The 15,821-nt window shown below is 70.9% G+C and carries 14 protein-coding genes; 6 read left to right on the top strand and 8 right to left on the bottom strand.

Annotation, left to right across the window (positions count from 1 at the left end):
- Window positions 1–58 precede the first annotated feature (58 nt).
- Both NKT36_RS03135 and NKT36_RS03130 read left to right on the top strand, forming a co-directional pair.
- Window positions 59–1,696: a threonyl-tRNA synthetase editing domain-containing protein gene (locus tag NKT36_RS03135; protein ID WP_327052495.1), complete on the top strand. Its 1,638-nt coding sequence runs from the start codon at window positions 59–61 to the stop codon at window positions 1,694–1,696.
- A gap of 105 nt (window positions 1,697–1,801) precedes the next feature.
- Window positions 1,802–2,578 (top strand): M14 family metallopeptidase, encoded by a 777-nt coding sequence (locus tag NKT36_RS03130; protein WP_327052494.1) that lies wholly within the window; start codon window positions 1,802–1,804, stop codon window positions 2,576–2,578.
- A gap of 8 nt (window positions 2,579–2,586) precedes the next feature.
- Here NKT36_RS03130 and NKT36_RS03125 read toward each other — a convergent pair whose 3' ends face one another.
- Genes NKT36_RS03125 through NKT36_RS03115 form a run of 3 tightly spaced genes read right to left on the bottom strand, consistent with a single transcriptional unit; the run spans window position 2,587 to window position 5,468 of the window.
- The gene (locus tag NKT36_RS03125) at window positions 2,587–3,372 is read right to left on the bottom strand and encodes a hypothetical protein (protein ID WP_327052493.1); all 786 of its coding nucleotides are present in this window, start codon (window positions 3,370–3,372) and stop codon (window positions 2,587–2,589) included.
- A gap of 48 nt (window positions 3,373–3,420) precedes the next feature.
- Window positions 3,421–4,458: a dipeptide epimerase gene (locus NKT36_RS03120; RefSeq protein WP_327052492.1), complete on the bottom strand. Its 1,038-nt coding sequence runs from the start codon at window positions 4,456–4,458 to the stop codon at window positions 3,421–3,423.
- Window positions 4,455–5,468, bottom strand: a complete 1,014-nt coding sequence (locus NKT36_RS03115) for a DUF1611 domain-containing protein (protein WP_327052491.1) — start codon at window positions 5,466–5,468, stop codon at window positions 4,455–4,457. Before NKT36_RS03115 ends, NKT36_RS03120 begins: the two co-directional genes overlap by 4 nt.
- A 200-nt stretch (window positions 5,469–5,668) precedes the next feature.
- On the opposite strand from NKT36_RS03115, the gene NKT36_RS03110 reads away from it, so the two are divergent.
- Window positions 5,669–7,027 (top strand): NAD(P)/FAD-dependent oxidoreductase, encoded by a 1,359-nt coding sequence (locus NKT36_RS03110; protein ID WP_327052490.1) that lies wholly within the window; start codon window positions 5,669–5,671, stop codon window positions 7,025–7,027.
- Between the two features lie 179 nt (window positions 7,028–7,206).
- Here the strand turns inward: NKT36_RS03110 and NKT36_RS03105 are convergent, their stop codons facing one another.
- Window positions 7,207–7,452 (bottom strand): DUF7123 family protein, encoded by a 246-nt coding sequence (locus NKT36_RS03105; RefSeq protein WP_327052489.1) that lies wholly within the window; start codon window positions 7,450–7,452, stop codon window positions 7,207–7,209.
- Between the two features lie 417 nt (window positions 7,453–7,869).
- The gene (locus NKT36_RS03100) at window positions 7,870–8,790 is read right to left on the bottom strand and encodes a WD40/YVTN/BNR-like repeat-containing protein (RefSeq protein WP_327052488.1); all 921 of its coding nucleotides are present in this window, start codon (window positions 8,788–8,790) and stop codon (window positions 7,870–7,872) included.
- Window positions 8,791–8,875: 85 nt separating this feature from the next.
- Here NKT36_RS03100 and NKT36_RS03095 point away from each other — a divergent pair, with 85 nt between their 5' ends.
- Window positions 8,876–11,284, top strand: coding sequence for a hypothetical protein (locus NKT36_RS03095; RefSeq protein ID WP_327052487.1), 2,409 nt, complete (start codon window positions 8,876–8,878; stop codon window positions 11,282–11,284).
- A gap of 57 nt (window positions 11,285–11,341) precedes the next feature.
- Here NKT36_RS03095 and NKT36_RS03090 read toward each other — a convergent pair whose 3' ends face one another.
- A complete protein-coding gene (locus NKT36_RS03090; protein WP_327052486.1) occupies window positions 11,342–12,004 on the bottom strand; it encodes a helix-turn-helix domain-containing protein in 663 nt (220 codons plus the stop codon).
- 116 nt (window positions 12,005–12,120) lie between these two features.
- Between NKT36_RS03090 and NKT36_RS03085 the strand changes: the two genes are divergently transcribed.
- Window positions 12,121–12,579: a hypothetical protein gene (locus NKT36_RS03085; protein ID WP_327052485.1), complete on the top strand. Its 459-nt coding sequence runs from the start codon at window positions 12,121–12,123 to the stop codon at window positions 12,577–12,579.
- On the opposite strand, the gene NKT36_RS03080 is transcribed toward NKT36_RS03085, so the two are convergent.
- On the bottom strand, window positions 12,576–13,397 hold the full coding sequence (locus tag NKT36_RS03080) for an extracellular solute-binding protein (protein ID WP_327052484.1): 822 nt from the start codon (window positions 13,395–13,397) through the stop codon (window positions 12,576–12,578). The two genes, NKT36_RS03085 and NKT36_RS03080, sit on opposite strands and share 4 nt — an antisense overlap.
- Before the next feature lie 145 nt (window positions 13,398–13,542).
- Here NKT36_RS03080 and NKT36_RS03075 point away from each other — a divergent pair, with 145 nt between their 5' ends.
- Window positions 13,543–15,177 carry a rhomboid family intramembrane serine protease gene (locus NKT36_RS03075; protein ID WP_327052483.1) on the top strand — a complete coding sequence of 545 codons (1,635 nt, stop codon included), beginning with the start codon at window positions 13,543–13,545 and terminating at the stop codon, window positions 15,175–15,177.
- Here NKT36_RS03075 and NKT36_RS03070 read toward each other — a convergent pair whose 3' ends face one another.
- Window positions 15,178–15,816 (bottom strand): METTL5 family protein, encoded by a 639-nt coding sequence (locus NKT36_RS03070; RefSeq protein WP_327052482.1) that lies wholly within the window; start codon window positions 15,814–15,816, stop codon window positions 15,178–15,180.
- Between the last annotated feature and the right edge of the window lie 5 nt (window positions 15,817–15,821).

Here is a 15,821-nt window from a genome sequence, read left to right as displayed (position 1 = left end):
CCCGTCGTCTCCCCGCAACGACGGAGGCGTTTTGTAGCGCGCGGGACTGGGTCCCTCCATGCGACTGCTCGCGATGCACGCCGAGCGGTTCTCGTTCGCGGCCGAGACGCCTGTCGACGAGACCCCGGCGGAGTCGACGACCGGCACCGCGGCGGCCGACGCGGAGGAGGGCGCAGCTCCGTCGGACGCGACCCCGCCGACCTCCGCGGACCTCGACGACTGCGTCGTCGCCGTGGTCGGGGTCGAACGGAGTGACGCGACCCGACAGGACGCCGTCGCGGCGGCGGCCGCCGACGAGTGCCGGGACGTGGCCGACCAGCTAGGGGAGGACGTCGTCGCGCTCGTGCCCGGCGGCCACCTCGTCGACTGCCCGGCCGACGACAGGGACGCTGCCGCCGTCCTGTCGTCGCTCGCGGACGCCCTCGCCGGATCGGTGACGGTGGTGCGCGCCCCCGTCGGCTGGCATCTCGCCTGCGACCTGCGCAAGCGCGGCCACCCCTTCGCGGCGCAGACGCGACGCGTGACGCCCGCGCGTCGCGACCCGTCGACCGAGGCGTGGTACGTCCGACTCCCCGGCGGCGACCGCGTCCAGCTCGACGACGCCGACGCGGAACTCCCCGACGCGTGGGCGGCGACGGCGGAGCAGGTCGCGGCCGAACCGACGGACTCGACCCGGAACCTGCCGCGGAACCGCCTGGCGGAGGCGGGACTGGTCGCCGAAGGCGACGCGGCGGACGGTCTCGGCTGGCTCCCGCGCGGCAGCCTGGTCCGGGACGCGCTCCGGGCGCACGCGGCCGACCGCGTCGCGGCCGCCGGCGTACCGACCGTCGAGACGCCCGCCTGTGACGGGCCACTCGCGACCGCCCCGTCCAGCATCGGCGCGGACGACCGTCCGTGGCGTCGCGCCGAGCTCGCCGGCGAAGCGCCCGAGGTCGTCGCCGCCGTCGACCCGGAACGGGCGGAGAGAGAGGTGCTCCGTGGCGTGCGCCTCGTCTCCGGGACGCTCGCGCCGCTCGCGCTCGAATTCCTGGCAGTCCTCCGCGCGAGCGGCGACCGGGCGGACGCGCTCGCCGCCGACCTGGCCGCGGCCCTGGATGGTCCGCTGCTGGTCGCCCGCCACGGCGACGCGGACCGTGGGCCGTCTGTCGAGTTCGTCCCGGTCGGGGCCTCCTGGGCTGGCGAACCCCCACGCGTCGAGTACGACGCGACCGCAGCGGCGCGCCGGGACGTGACGCTGGCCGACGGACGACGCCCGGCGGTCGTGCGAACCGTGCCGTTCGGCGACCTCGCGAGCGCCGTCGCCGCCGCCATCGAGCACGCCGCCGAACGCGCGCCGCCGCGCCTTCCGACGTGGCTCGCGCCCACGCAGGTGCGGTTCGTCCCCGTCGGCGACGACCACGTCGACCGCTGCGACGGACTGGCGGCCGACCTGTGGGAGGCCGGCGTCCGGGCCGACGTCGACGCCCGCGAGGTTCCAGTCGGCGAGCGCATCGAGCGCGCCGCGGACGACTGGGTGCCGTACTACGCGGTCGTCGGCGACCCAGAGATGGGGGACGACGCGTTCCCGGTGACCGACCGGACGGCCCGGGAGCAGCGCGAGACGACGGTCACCGCGCTGGCCGAGACGGTCGCGACGGCCGACCGTCCGCGGCTGCGCGCTCACATCCCCGACCGCGTCCCGGACGCATCGGGGTGACTCCGGTCGTCGCAGTGACGCCGGTCCGGTGGCGGTCGGGGGACCGGACCGCTCTCGGTCTCGGTCGTCGATGATTTAAGTTCGCCGCACCGGTATCTACAGTCGATGCGGACAGAGACGGTGGGCGATGGGACGCCGGAGCTGGCCGTCGTCTCCTGCCTGCACGGCGACGAGCAGTGCGGAAAATCGGCGATAGAGAGCCTGCTGGCCGAACGTCTCACCTTCGAGCGCCCGGTGACGTTCGTCGTGGCGAACGAGGCCGCCGTCGGGGCCAACGTCCGGTTCGTGGACGAGGACCTCAACCGCGCGTTCCCCGGCGACCCGGACGGCGACACCTACGAGTCGCGCCTCGCGGCGGAACTGATGGCCGAGCTTCGGGAGAAGCAGGTGCTCGACCTGCACTCCACGCAGTCGCATCCGGACCCGTTCGCGCTAGTCGACGGGCTCGACGAGGCGAGTGCCCGTCTCGCCCGGGCGACCGGTCTCGAACGCCTCGTCGACATCGGCCACGTCCCCGGCGGACTCATCGGGGAGGTCGACGGCGTCGCGGTCGAATGTGGCTACGTCGGCACGGCGACCGCCGCACGGAACGCCGAGCGCGTCCTGCGGAACTTCCTCGGCGTCACCGGGGCGCTCGACGTCACCGCCGAGGAGAGCGACCCGGACGTCTACCGCGTCACCGACGTCGTCGAGGGTCGCGACTTCGAGTTCGTCGGTCAGAACTTCCAGCAGGTCCCCGAGGGAACGGTGTTCGCCCACCGCGCCGACGAGTCGCTCCGCGCCGACGAGCCGTTCTATCCCGTGCTGATGTCCACCGGTGGGTACGACGAGATGGTCGGGTTCAAGGCCGAGCGGGTCGGTCGGCTCTCGAACGTCGAGTGACTTCTGGCTCAGCCGTCGACGACGCGTCGCCGTTCGACGAACGCCCAGACGATGGCTGCGCCGCCGACGAGGAAGACCGCGAGGCGGGCGATCGTCTCCCCCCAGCGCGTCACTGCACGACGCGTTCGCTCGTTCGAGTCGACGACGTAGTACTGCTCGCCGCGCTGGACGAGCGCGGACCGGTACTCGTCGTAGGCGTCACGTGGTGACCCGTACGCCGGCGGCTGGCCCCGCGTCCGGACGGTCGTCGTCGCGTTGCCCTCCTCGACGGCGCGCCGGACCACCGCCGGGGCGGCGTCGTACGGCGTGGCGATCTCGTCCGCGACGGCCGTCGTCGCGACGGGCGCCAGCGAGGCGTCGACCGACCCGTTCTCGACGTGCGCGCGGAGCTCGTAGAAGCCCGTCTCCGGAAAGTAGACGTACCGGTACGGCGCGTCGAGCAGCGTCTGGTTCCCCGCGGCCGTGGTCGCGGCTGTCGTGGAACCGTCCGTCGACTCGTCGCTCGCCGTCGTCTCCGCCGTCTCCGTAGCCGTGTCGTTCCGCACGAGCGCTCGTTCGAAGTGACAGAGTCGGTCGGTCGCACCGCGGTGACAGCGGAGGACGGTCCGCGGTTCGCGTCCGCTGCTGCCGTAGTCGAGCACCTCCCTGGTGAGGTCGTGGCCGTCGACTCGGTCGACGTCGAAGGCGTAGGTCCGCTCCGACGGCCCGCCGTCCGGGAACGCGAGCACCGACGACGTCAAAAGCAGGACGCCGAGCCCCATCGCGAGGAGCGCGCGGTCGTAGCGGGAGACCATTTCTCTCTTCGATGCGAGACGTTACGGGCTGAAATAGCTTGCGAGCGCCTACCGTCGAGCGGCCGTCCCCGCCCGCTCGACCCTCGCGAGGTCGATCGCACCCGCCGGCATCGGAACGCCGTCGTAGGGGTCCTCGGCGAGCAACAGCGATCCGTCGAGGTCGGCGTAATCCAGCAGCGGGGCGAGGTGGGCGGCGGCCGCGATGCTCGCGTTGCTCTCGATCATGCACCCGAGCATCACCTCCAGGCCGTGCGCCCGGGCGGCGTGGACCATCCGCTTCGCCTCCCGCAGGCCGCCGCACTTCATCAGTTTGACGTTCACGACGTCGGCCTGCCCGACGACCCGGGGGACGTCCGCCAGCGTGATGCAGGACTCGTCGGCGGCGATGGGGAGCGCGGCGCGCTCGCGGACGAACCGCATTCCCTCGGGGTTCTCCGCGGGGACCGGCTGTTCGACGAACTCCAGGTCGTACTCGGCGAGGGCGTCGATCTTGCGGACGGCCTCCCGGGGGGACCACGCCTCGTTGGCGTCGACGCGGACGGTCGCGTCCGGTGCGGCGTCCCGGACTGCTTCGAGGATCTCCTCGTCGCGGTCCGTGCCGACCTTCACCTTCAGCACGTCGTAGCCGGCGTCCACGGCCGCCTCGGTCTTCTCGCGGACGACGGGCAGGTCGTCGATGCCGATTGTGAACGAGGTCGGGACGGCCTCGGCGGCGTCCAGCCCCCAGTAGCGGTACAGCGGCAGGTCGGCCTGCTTCGCCGCGAGGTCGTGGAGGGCGATGCTCACCGCACAGCGCGCGGCCGGATTGCGGTTCACCGTCTCGCGCATGCGGCGCTCGATGCGGGCGAGGGCGTGGGGGTCGCCCACCGCCTCGACGACCGAGAGCAGGTCCGGTAGCACCGCCTCGACGGTGTCGGCCGTCTCGCCGTAGTGGGTCGACGGCGCAGCGCCGCCGACGCCGACCGTGCCGTCCTCGTCGGTGATGCGGACGACGACGTTCTCGGCCGTCGTCTGGGTGCCGCGCGCGATGGTGAACGCGTGTTCGAGCGGGAGCGAGCGGCGCTCGAACGTCGTCTCGAGGCTCACAGGACGGCCTCCAGCACGTCGTCGGCGTCGAACCGGATGAGGTCGGTTGCGGGCGCGTCGAGTGCGTCCGCGAACCCCTCGACCGCCTCCCGGGCGGCCACGTCGTCGTCGACGTGGGCGGTGTTCAGTGCGCCGGCGACGACCTCGGCCTCGTGGACCGGCCGCGCGAGGTCCTCGTAGAGGTCGACGTACTCCGGGACTGACGGCAGCTCGAACGACTCGTAGCCGTGGACGACCTCGCGGCCGGCCTCGTGGCAGAGGACGAGCGAGTCGGCCATCGACCCGTGGAGGATGCCGCAGGTCACCGCCGAGTAGGCTGGATGGACGATGCTGCCCTGCCCCTCGACGAACAGGTAGTCGTGGTCGTCGCCGCGCTCGACGATCATCTCCTCGACCGCGCCGGCGGTGAAGTCGCTGACGACGCGGTCGACCGGATTGCCCCACCCGTCGATCATGATGCCGGTCTGGCCGGTCGGGACGAACCCGGCGTCGACGCCGCGCTCGCGGGCCGCCTCGACCAGTTCCAGCGTCGCCGTCATCTTTCCGACCGAGCAGTCGGTGCCGACCGTCAGCACGACCTCGGCGTCGACGTCCGCCGCCACGCCCTCGCTGACGCTGAGGTCCTCGGGTGGCTTGCGGACGTCCCAGAGGTCGCAGTCGTGCTCGGCGGCGAGGTCGGCGAACTCATCGTCGTCCGCCAGGAAGTAGTGGAGCCCCGAGATGACGTCGCACCCGCGCTCCAGTGCGGTGGTCACGTCAGAACGCCACGTCTCGTCGAAGCCGCCGCCGATGGGGGCGATGCCGACGACGAGGGCGTCCACGTCGGGTGCGTCGTCCATCCCGGCGACGATCGGCGCATCCTGCACGTCGGGGACGTGGTCGGCGACGCGCTCGCCGGCCCGGTCGCGGTCGAGGACCGCGGCGACGTCGTAGTCGGCGTAGCGCAGGATGCCGACCGCCGTCTTCGCGCGGTCGGGGAACTTCTCGTGAGCGAGTACGGCAACTTGCATGCGAACGACGTTGTCACACGGTGGCTTAAAAGCGACTCTCGCGGCAGTACCCTCGGTCGGTTCCGACGCCGGCGGGCGGTCCTCCTCGCCCGTGGCGCGAGCCACGTCACGTCTCGCACCTTCGAAACCTCGTGACCTGCGCCTCGTGTCACTTCTCCGTGTCGTAACACGTATTCCGAAGGCGGTGGAACCAGACAGCCATGATAGGTATCGTCGGTGGGGGTATCGCCGGACTCAGCGCCGCCTACCGCCTCCAGCAGCAGGGGTACGACGTGCAGGTGTTCGAGGCCAGCGACGAACTCGGCGGCCTCGCCGCGACCTACGAGACGAGCGGCGACCGCATCGAGAAGTTCTATCACCACCTCTCGAAGTCCGAGGAGACCATCGTCGAGGTCATCGAGGAACTCGGCCTCGGCGACGACCTGGAGTGGCCCATCGGGAAGAACGCCTACTACGTCGACGGCGTGGTCCACCCGATGGACAAGCCGTGGGAGATCCTCGCCTATCCGCACCTCTCGCTGTACGACAAGTTCCGCCTCGGCATGCTCACGCTGGACGTCGACGTCCGCGGCGGCGTGCCGAAGTTCGACACCTACGAGAGCCTGGAGACGTTCGACGACGTCCCCATCCGGGAGTTCGTCGAGGACCACACGACCCGCGGCGTCTACGAGGACTTCGTCGAACCGCTGCTCGACGGGAAGTTCGGCCACCGCAAGGAGGACGTGAGCGCCGCCTGGTTCCTCGGCCGCATCAAGTTCCGCGGCGAGCGCGACGTCCTCCGCGGCGAACCGCTGGGCTACCTCCGCGGCGGGTTCGGTCGCCTCGTCGACGCGCTGGTCGACGCGGTCGGCGAGGAGAACATCACCACCGGCGCGCGCGTGACCGACCTCGGCGTCGAGGACGGCGCCGTCGCGTCGCTGACGACGGAAGCGACGACCGCCCCCGAGGCAGCCGCCGACGGCGGGACGACCGAGACCCACGACGTCGAGAGCGTCGTCGTCGCGGCGATGCCGAACGTCCTCGAGGACCTCACCGGCTACGAGTGCACCATCGACTTCCAGGGTGCCGTCTGCGCGCTCGTGACGATGGAGGAACCGCTCACCGACACCTACTGGCTCAACATCGGCCACGACGCGCCGTTCGGCGCGCTCGTCGAGCACACCAACTACGTCTCGCCGGAGCGGTACGGCGGCGACAACCTCCTCTACGTCGCCAGCTACATCCAGGACTACGAGGAGGAGCTCTGGCAGATGGACGACGACGAGGTCGAGGACCTGTGGCTCGGCCACGTCGAAGAGATGTTCCCCGACTGGGACCGCTCGCAGGTCACCGAGTTCCGCCTCGCGCGCAACCCGCGTGCCGCGCCGGTGTACGAGCGCGGCTACCTCGACATGGTCGTCCCCTACGACCTCGCCGACGAGGTCGCCGACGGCGTCTACTACGCCGGCATGGCAAGTCGGGCGCAGTACCCCGAGCGGAGCCTGAACGGCGGCATCGTCGCCGGCTACGAGTGCGCCGACCGCATCTCCGGGCGCAAAGAGGTCGTCAGGCCCGAATAGTCGTCAGGCCCGAGTGGGGCGAACAGTTCGGACGCACACGGTTCTCTAGCGGTCCTCTTCACCGGCGGAGAACATCGTCTAGCGAGCAGAAAGCACCTGGACGAGAGAAACGCGTCCGTGAGTCGGGCGAACCACTCCCGGGGGGTGGACGAGGTACCGACGGAGGTCCTGGTCGACCGCTAGACGACGACCTTCCACGTCGTCGAGGAGGAGTAGCCCCACTTCTCGACGCCGACGTCGAAGTCGCCCTCGGCGATGGCGGTCATGTTGGTGCCGACCTCCTTCGCGGTGAGACCCAGGTCCTCGCCGATGAGGCGCGACTTGAAGTACGTCTGGGTGTCGCCGTTCTCGCGGAGGTACTGGAGGATGCGCTGTTGCTTGTCGGTGAGTCCCGGCGCGGCCGCGGCGGAGGTGGTGGTGCTCATATTTCTCTACAGATGCGATTCGACCTTAGTGGATTTGGTACGCGCGGTTAACGGGCCGCTGTACCGTGATTCCAGGCCGGTACGTTGTGGATAGAACTCCGTGCCGGCAGGAGCCTGGTACGGTCGGTAAAACGAACCCACCCGACGGACGTCACCGTCGGCCGGCCGTCACGGCCCCCGTGGCGCCTGGTGAAGCGACCTCCGTGCGAGGACAGATTGCCGACTGCGCTCGGAGCCCGTTCCGCGCCCGACGACCCGTCACCGTCCCGTATCCGACGGTTGCGACGGTTCGAGGTGGTCGCTCCCGGCGTCGTCGTTCGTCGTGGCGTCGCAACGCCGTCTCGAAACGGTCGTCTAGAACGACTCTCCCGCCCGTGGTGTTCGCGAGTGCCCCCTCGGCGTGGCCTCCGGTTCCGCTCAGACCGACGCCAGCGAACCGACCGCGGACGGGAGTCGCCCCAGTTCGCGCCAGCCGTCGTCGCCGCGCTCGACGACGCTGCCGTCGTTCGTCGCCGCGACGACGCGACCGTCGCGGACCGTCCACGCGAGGACGACCTCCTCGGGAGCGCCAGGGTAGTCGACCTGCGTCAGGTCGCCGCCGCGGCGCTCGTACAGCGCCGCGTTCGCGCCGGACGGGCCACGCCAGGTTCCCGGCGACGACCGCGCGGCGGCGGCGTACAGCACCCCGTCGTGGGCGAACGCCTCCCGGAAGTACGTGCGGTCGAGGTCGGCGTCGAGACGGGTCCAGGTTTCGCCGCCGTCCCCGGTCTCGTAGAGGCCGCCGCCACAGGAGGCGACCCATCGGTCCGGCCCCGTGACGAGCACGTGGTGGACGTCGTCGTGGACGCCGTTCCTGCGCTCCTCCCACGTCTGGCCGCGGTCGTCGCTGACGTGGACGCCGCCGACCTCGACGCCGGCGACGACGCGGTCCGGGGCGTCCGGGTGCGCTCCCAGGCTCCGGACGTGCGCCTCGTCGCGGTGGCGCGGCGTGTGCCATGTGTCCCGCGACGGGAGGTCCTGGAAGGCGTCGAGTTCGCGCCACGACTCGCCGTCGTCCGCCGATACGTAGAGGTGCGCAGGGTGGGTGCCGGCGTAGAGACGTCCCGCTGCGCCGAGCACGGAGTAGACCTCTTCCCGGGGGACGCCGAGGTCCGCCCAGGAGTCGCCGCCGTCCCTGCTCCGGTAGAGGCCGCTCTTCGTCGCGGCGAAGACGCCGTCGCGGTCGTCGAACCGGCGGACCCGAAGGACCCGACCGGCGTCGAGGACCTGGCTCGCGGACGCGACGTCACGTCCCTCGGTGCGATACACGCCGTCGGCGGTCCCGGCGAGCAGTGCCATGCGCTCGCGTACGAGGCGCGAGGACGTAAAAGCGCACCATCATTTCAGCGTATGTTTTATATGTCCCTTCTCGGATGTGAACTGTATGAGTGATTTCACCGAGGGGAACGAAGTGGTGACCAGTTCGTCGAGCGGGGTCACCGTCGACAAGTCCTTCGACGGCGACGAGTTCGCGGTTCCGGCGATCAAGTTCGAGATCCGGTCCCGGCGCGACGAACCGGTCTCCGTCCGGATAACGGACCGCGTCCCCGAGGACTTCCCGATGGACAACGTGGGGTTCCACCCGAACTTCGAGAACGACAACTGGACGGCGTACAAGGACCACCGCGTCCAGTTCGAGCGCACGCTCGACCCGGGCGAGGACCTCGTCACCGTCTACGGAATCCGCATCTCGGACCGCGAGGAGGCCGACCGGTTCCTCCGACCGCCGATGGTCGACGCCGTCGCCGCGGGCGAGGGCCGCGAGGCGAACGACGACCCGGAGGTCGAGGACCACACCATCACCGACATCGTCTCGGAGGACAGCAGCCAGGTCGTCCGCGACGTCATCGCGGGCGAGAGCGACCTGCCCGGACTCGGCGAGGAGAGCGACGCGCCCGACGACCCACTCGGTGGCGACCCGCTCGGCGGCGAGGAGACCGACCCGCTCGCGGAGACGGGCGAGGACTCCCCCAGTGGCGACGAGACCGACCCCCTCGGTGCCGACGACGAGACCGACCCGCTCGCCGGTAGCGAGGACCCGCTGGCTGGCGGAGACGACGCCTCCGGCGACGCGAACGACGACCCGCTCGCCCCCGGAAGCGACCCTGACTCCCCGGGCGAAGCGGACGACTCGCCCGCGACCACCGCCGACGCGGCGGCCGACCCGCTCGCCGAAGACGACGCGCCGGTGACGGACGACGAGGAGACGACCGCGGACGACGCGCCGGCGACCGGTGACCCTGCCGCGGGGTCCGACCCGCTGTCGGGCGGCGACGACACGACGTCGACCGAACTCGACGACGCGACCGCGTCGGACACCGACGAGGCGACGCCGGACGCCGACGACACGACGTCGACCGAACTCGACGACGCGACCGCGTCCGACACCGACGAGGCGACGCCGGACGCCGACGACGAGACCGAACCGCTCGCCTCCCGGGACGAGGACGCCACGGACGACGCGGACGGCCCCGCCGGTGCCGGAGCAGTCGCGGACGAGAGCCCGGACGCGGCGTCGCCGTCCGACGAGGACGACGTCCACGTCCCCGAGCAGCCCGCCTCGCCGCCTCGACCGGGGAGCGTGGCGGCCGCGCTCGCCGACGAAATCCGCGCCGGCGAGGTCGACGACGACGACCTGGACGTGCTCCGGAAGGAACTCGACGTCGAGATGCCCGAGAGCGTCAGCGTCCGCCTGCGCCACCTCCAGTCGCGCGTCGAGGACATGTCAGCCTACACCGAGGCGCTGGAGGCGTTCATCGACGAGAACGGGACGGCGAAGGGCGTCATCGCGGACTTCGAGGAGGAGGTCAGTGCCGTGCGAGAGGACCTCGACGCGGTTCGCGAGGAGATCGAGGGTCGGAAGGACGCCGACGAGCGGACCCGCGCCATGGTCGAGGGCCTCGAGGACGACGTCGAGGCCGTGCGGGAGACCGTCGACCGCGTCGACGACGTCGAGGCGGAACTGGAGAGCGTCCAGGAGGAGACCGACCGCATCGCGGACGTCGAAGAGTCGCTCGACGCGGTGGCCGACCGGGTCGCCGGCGTCGAGGACGTCGAAGACGAGGTCGAGTCCTTGCAGGGAGACGTCGAGTCGCTGCGCGAGGAGTTCGACCGCGTCGACGACGTCGAGGACGAACTGGCGGACCTCTCCGGAACCAGAGAACGCGTCGACGAAGTGGAGCGGCGCGTCGAGGACGTCGGCGAACGGGTGGACCGCGTCGACGAGCTGGCGGACCGCGTCGACGACGTCAGCGAGGAGGTCGACCGGCTCGCGGACCTCGAGAACGACCTCGAGAGCGTGAGCGACGACCTCGAACGCGTCGGCGACCTCGAGGACGGTCTCGCCGCAGTGAGTGACGACCTCGAGAGCGTCACCGACGTGAGCGACGACGTGGAGCGACTCGCCGACCAGCTGGACGACCTCGAGGACCTCGTCGCCCAGAACACCCAGGAGGCGGCCGCGCTCGACGACGAACTCGAGGACCTGCGCGACGACTTCCGCCAGGCGCTGGCGCTCGAATCCGACGTCGAGGCGCTGTCGGACGACGTGGCGGAGCTCTCGTCGTCCGTCTCCGACACGGAGGAGGAACTCGTCGAACGCGTGGAGGACGTCCAGGCCGACGTCGAGGAGCTCCGGTCCGACCTGTCCTCGGTCGACGTCCAGGAGGACGTCGAGGAGTTGCGGTCGGAGCTGTCCGCCATCGACGTCCGTGACGACATCCAGGACATCCGGGACGAGATCGAGTCCATCCACGAGTGGCGCGACGAACTGAGCACCGTCTTCGGTAACTGACTCCGTCTCGTCGTCCGTCGCGGAGCGCGTCGGACGACAGCGCAGACGTTGCGGCCGTTACTCGTCCGGCTCGTCGGTGCCGATGGCGAGCGCGTTCTTCACCAGGCTGCCGTGCCCCCGGCGCAGGCGCTCGGAGACCGCCTGGTGGGAGATGTCGAGGCCGTCTGCCAGGTCGTCTGCGGTCGCCTTCCGCGGCACCTCGTAGTAGCCCGCGTCGAGCGCCATCAGCAGCGTCTCGTGCTGTTCTTCGGTGAGACCGAAGAACCCGTGCCTTGTCTGGTCCAGTTCGTAGATGTTCCGGACGTCGAACGACAGTCCCGCCTCCCTGGCGAAGTCGTACGTCGCCGACAGCGCGTCGCGGTCCGGGAACAGGATGCGGAACCGCCAGTGGTCGTCCTCGCCGTGGGCGTCCAGCACTGTCGCGTCTTCCTCGAGGAGCACGTGCACGATGACGCGGATCTGGCCCACCCAGTTCATCCGGTAGAGCCGCTCCTCCCCGAGGTCGTCCAGCACGTCGAACCCGTCGACGGAGGAATCCTCACGGAGCGCGTCGTCGAGGGCGTCGAACGAGTCGGCCCTGGCCCACATGTGCGGGAGGACGCGGTCCTCGCCGTGCGCCGCAACCCGGAGGACGTCGAGTTCGAGGCCCGGAACCGCCGCCAGCGTGTCCCTGAGTGCGAACTCGCTCGCCGGGAATTCGACCTCCGTGATCGTGCTCATGCCGGGACACACGCCGGGGACCGGCATACGCGCTGTGGTCGGTCGGGTGGCCGGCCCTGTGCACGCGCGTCGGCGTCGAAGGAACGCTTATCCCGGGACCGGCCGTAGCGGCGCTCATGGGACTCGACGTCGAGACGCCGTCGCCGCCGTCGCTCGCCACGGAGGTCGACGCCTCGCAGTACGAGGACGCCGACGTACAGGGCGACGACTACCGCCGCGACGAACTCGAGGAGTTCCTCCGCGACGGGGCGTGGGCGGAGGCGTTCGAACGGTGGGCCGAACGGACGGTCCTGGACGAGCGGGAGTTCGAGACGGCTCGCGACCTCGACCTCTTCTCGGAATTCGACTTCTTCTGGGACGACTTCGCCGACCGCGTCGGCTACCACGCACCGGGGCTCCCCGAGGACTGGCAGGAGCGAGACATCCATCCCGACCTCGACTCGTGGAACGCCGTCTCCTCCATCAACGCCGCGATGACGGAACTCGGACAGACGATCTGTGACGTGCTGGCGGACGACTACATCGACTGGGAGGCCGAGTACGAGGCTCCCGACGACCTGCCGGACTTCGATTAGTCGGTCGTCGACGCGGTACCGGCGACCGTCGCGCGAACGGGATAGCCGTCCGGTACGCCGAACCCGGCCGCTTGCAGTCGTTCGCGCCCCTCGACCAGTCGCTCGACCCAGGGCTCCCCGGCGTCGGTCAGCGCCGCAGCGCCGTACCTGATGGGTGCGCCCCGGACCGTCCGGTCGGGGAGTTCGACGCTGACGCTGGCGTACCGGTCGGCGAACTGGGGGTTCGAGAAGTCGATGCGGTCGGGCAGCGACGCGTAGGGGACGTCGTGTTCGACGGCCATGTTCCGGTAGGCGAAAGCGGCGTCGATGGCGCCGGCCTCCAGGCTCTGCAGCAGTCGCGTCTCGGGGAAGACGTCGACGTCGGCGAGCGCGTCGGCGACCCCCGCGAGTCGCAGGGCCATCACCGTCCGGTAGCCCAGCGGGTCGTTCGCGGGGTCGGTGCGCCCGACGAGGAGGTCGCGCCGGAGCGCCGCCTGCCAGTCGCGCTCGATGGCGTCTGCGTGCGGGGAGTCGGGGTCGTACGCGACCACGAGCGCGTTGGTGGCGAAGAGTCGTGGAGTGGCCAGGCCGGCGAACAGGCGCGGGTCGGCCAGCGCCATCGCGTCCGGGTCCCGCGCGCCCTCGTCGACGAGTCGACGGACGGTGACGCTGCCGTGCGCCTCGACGGCGGCGTCACCGACGTCCTCGACGACGCTCTGGAGGCTGCCGGCGACGAGCACGGTGGGCGTCGAACTGCCGGACCCGGAGTAGCCCAGGACGGCAGCCCCGCCGAGCGCCAGTGCGCCGCCGCCGCGTCGGAGGGCGGTGCGACGGTCCATATCGTGAAACCAGTACCAGCTACGTGAAAGTAGTTACGTAACCACAGTAGGTTTCACTCGGCGTCGTCCGCGTCGACGGCCGGGGTCGTCCCGTCAGTCGGTCGATGGACGTTCATTTATAACCCCGCGCTCACACACTCCGCGTATGAGTTCTCCGTTCGACGGGTTGTCGATACGGGTCGCCATCGTCGTCGGCCTGGTCGCGTCGCTACTCGTCGTCTGGGCGCTGGACCGGCCGCACGGTCGCTGGAGCGGGCGACTCCGCGAGCGGTTCCTCCTCGGCGTTCCGTGGGGGACGCTCGTCTCCGTCGCGGGCGTGGTCGGCGTGTACCTGTTCGTCCAGCACGGTTGGCAGCACTGGCGGAACCCGGTCACGGTCGCGTTCGCGTCGTGGTCGTACCTCTACCCGGTCGGCGTCCTGCTGGGGCCGTTCTCGCACGGCGGGCCGGGCCATCTCCTCGGGAACGTGATGGGAACGGTCGCGGTCGCGCCGCTGGCAGAGTACTACTTCAGCCACTACCCGACCGACCGCGGCGAGACCTCCTTCGGGTCGTGGCGGACGAACCCCTGGCTGCGAGCGTTCGTGCTGTTCCCGCTCGGCGTCGGCGTCGTCGGCCTCGGCACCAGCCTGCTCTCGTGGGGGCCGGTCATCGGCTTCTCCGGCGTCCTCTTCGCCTTCGTCGGGTTCGCGCTGGTCCGCTACCCGATCGGGACCGTCGTCGCTCTCTCGGCACAGGGCGCCGTCAGAACGGCGTACCGGACGTTCCAGAACCCGCTCGTCGAGGCGAGCGCGAGTTCCAGCTACTCCACCCCGTGGTGGTTCGGCATCGCCATCCAGGGGCACGTACTCGGCCTGTTCCTCGGTATCCTGGCGGGACTGCTCGTCGCGCGACGGCGGGACGGCCGCGTCCCTTCGGCGCTCCGGTCGTGGGCTGGCGCACTGCTGGTCACGATGTCGCTGTCGCTGTGGGCCCTGTGGTGGTACCGCGGCCTCGAGAAGTACGTCCTCTACCGGGGACTCGGCGTCGTGTTCGTGCTGGCCATCGCGACGGTGGTCGCGTTCGCGGTTCGAGCGCACGAACGAGACTCGTTCGGCGGGACGACGCGCACGCTGGCGGTGATGCTCGTCCTCCTGCCGCTGGTCACGATGGCGTTCGTCGCCGTCCCGGTGAACCTCACCGAGGTCCAGGGCGACGGTACGGCCGGCGTCGACACCGGCGTCGACGTCCGGGGCTACACCGTGATGTACGCCGAGGACGTCCGGAACCAGAAGGTGACGGCCGTCGACGTCTCCGTCGGCGGCGAGACGACGCGCGTGAACACCAGCGGCGTCATCGTCGTCAACCCTGACCGCGAGATATGGAGTCGCGAGGTGACGAAGGGCCGCCTCGCGCACGGCGGGTCGGCGACCGTCCGCGTCGGCGGCGTCGACTGGTCGCGGGCGGTGGACGTCAGGCGCGTCGGCTGGTCGACGACCGGCGGCGGGAGCACCTACATGGTCTGGCTGCGGCCGGAGAACGGCTCCTGGCAGCGCGCCTACTCATCCGGGCCGGCGACCGCCGGGCCCGTGATCAAGGGCCTGAACGTCTCCGTCGCGCCGCAGAACGAACGGTTCGTCATCCGACTCGGCCACGACAACGAGACGGTCGGGACGACGCCGGTCCCTGCGCGCAACGAGACCGCCAACGTCCGGGGCATCCAGTTCACCCGCGAGGACAACGCCATCTACGCCAACGTCAACCTGACGCGGGTCGAGGTGGCGCGGCGCGAGAACGCCTGATCACTGCCACTCGACGCGGAACACCTCGGCGTCGAGCACTCGCCGCTCCTCCCGCTGGAACGCGAACTGTCGCTCCAGCGGGAGTTCGGCGCGGAACGCGTGGGTCACCTCGCCGCCGCGGTCGTCCGCGAACGCCTCGACGAACCCCTGGCTCCCCTCGTTGTGGATCGAGTAGGAGACGTCGGCGAGCGACGCCGTCGCGTCGAGGAACGCGCGGTCGGCGTGCTCGTTGCCGCGCTGCGCCCCGAACGGCGGGTTCATGAGCACCGTGACGTCCTGTGCAGGAATCCGACGGTCGTCCAGACACAGCGGCGGGCGAGTCGCGTCGCCCCGCAGCCACTCGACCGCCACTGCAGGGTCGACGCGGCGCTCGTTGTCGCGCGCGGCCCGCAGCGCGGCCCGGTCGGCGTCGAGGCCGACGACGCGTACCGGGTCCCGGGTCGCGGCACCGAGCGCGAGCACGCCCGTTCCCGTCCCGAGGTCGACGACCGTCCGGCCGGCGACGTCGCCGTGGACGTCGGCGAGGTGGACGAGGTGGGCCGCGAGGTCGGCCGGGGTGGCGTACTGCTCCAGGTCGACCCGCGGCTCGTCGAAATCGGCGACCGCGGCGAGTCGGCGCTCCAGCGCGCGCTTCGTCATGGGGG

It is taken from the genome of Halomicrococcus gelatinilyticus (assembly GCA_024227995.1).
GTDB classification, from domain to species: domain Archaea; phylum Halobacteriota; class Halobacteria; order Halobacteriales; family Haladaptataceae; genus Halomicrococcus; species Halomicrococcus gelatinilyticus.
The sequence above is the reverse complement of the archived record's forward strand: the minus strand, read 5'-3'. Positions and strand labels throughout refer to the sequence as shown.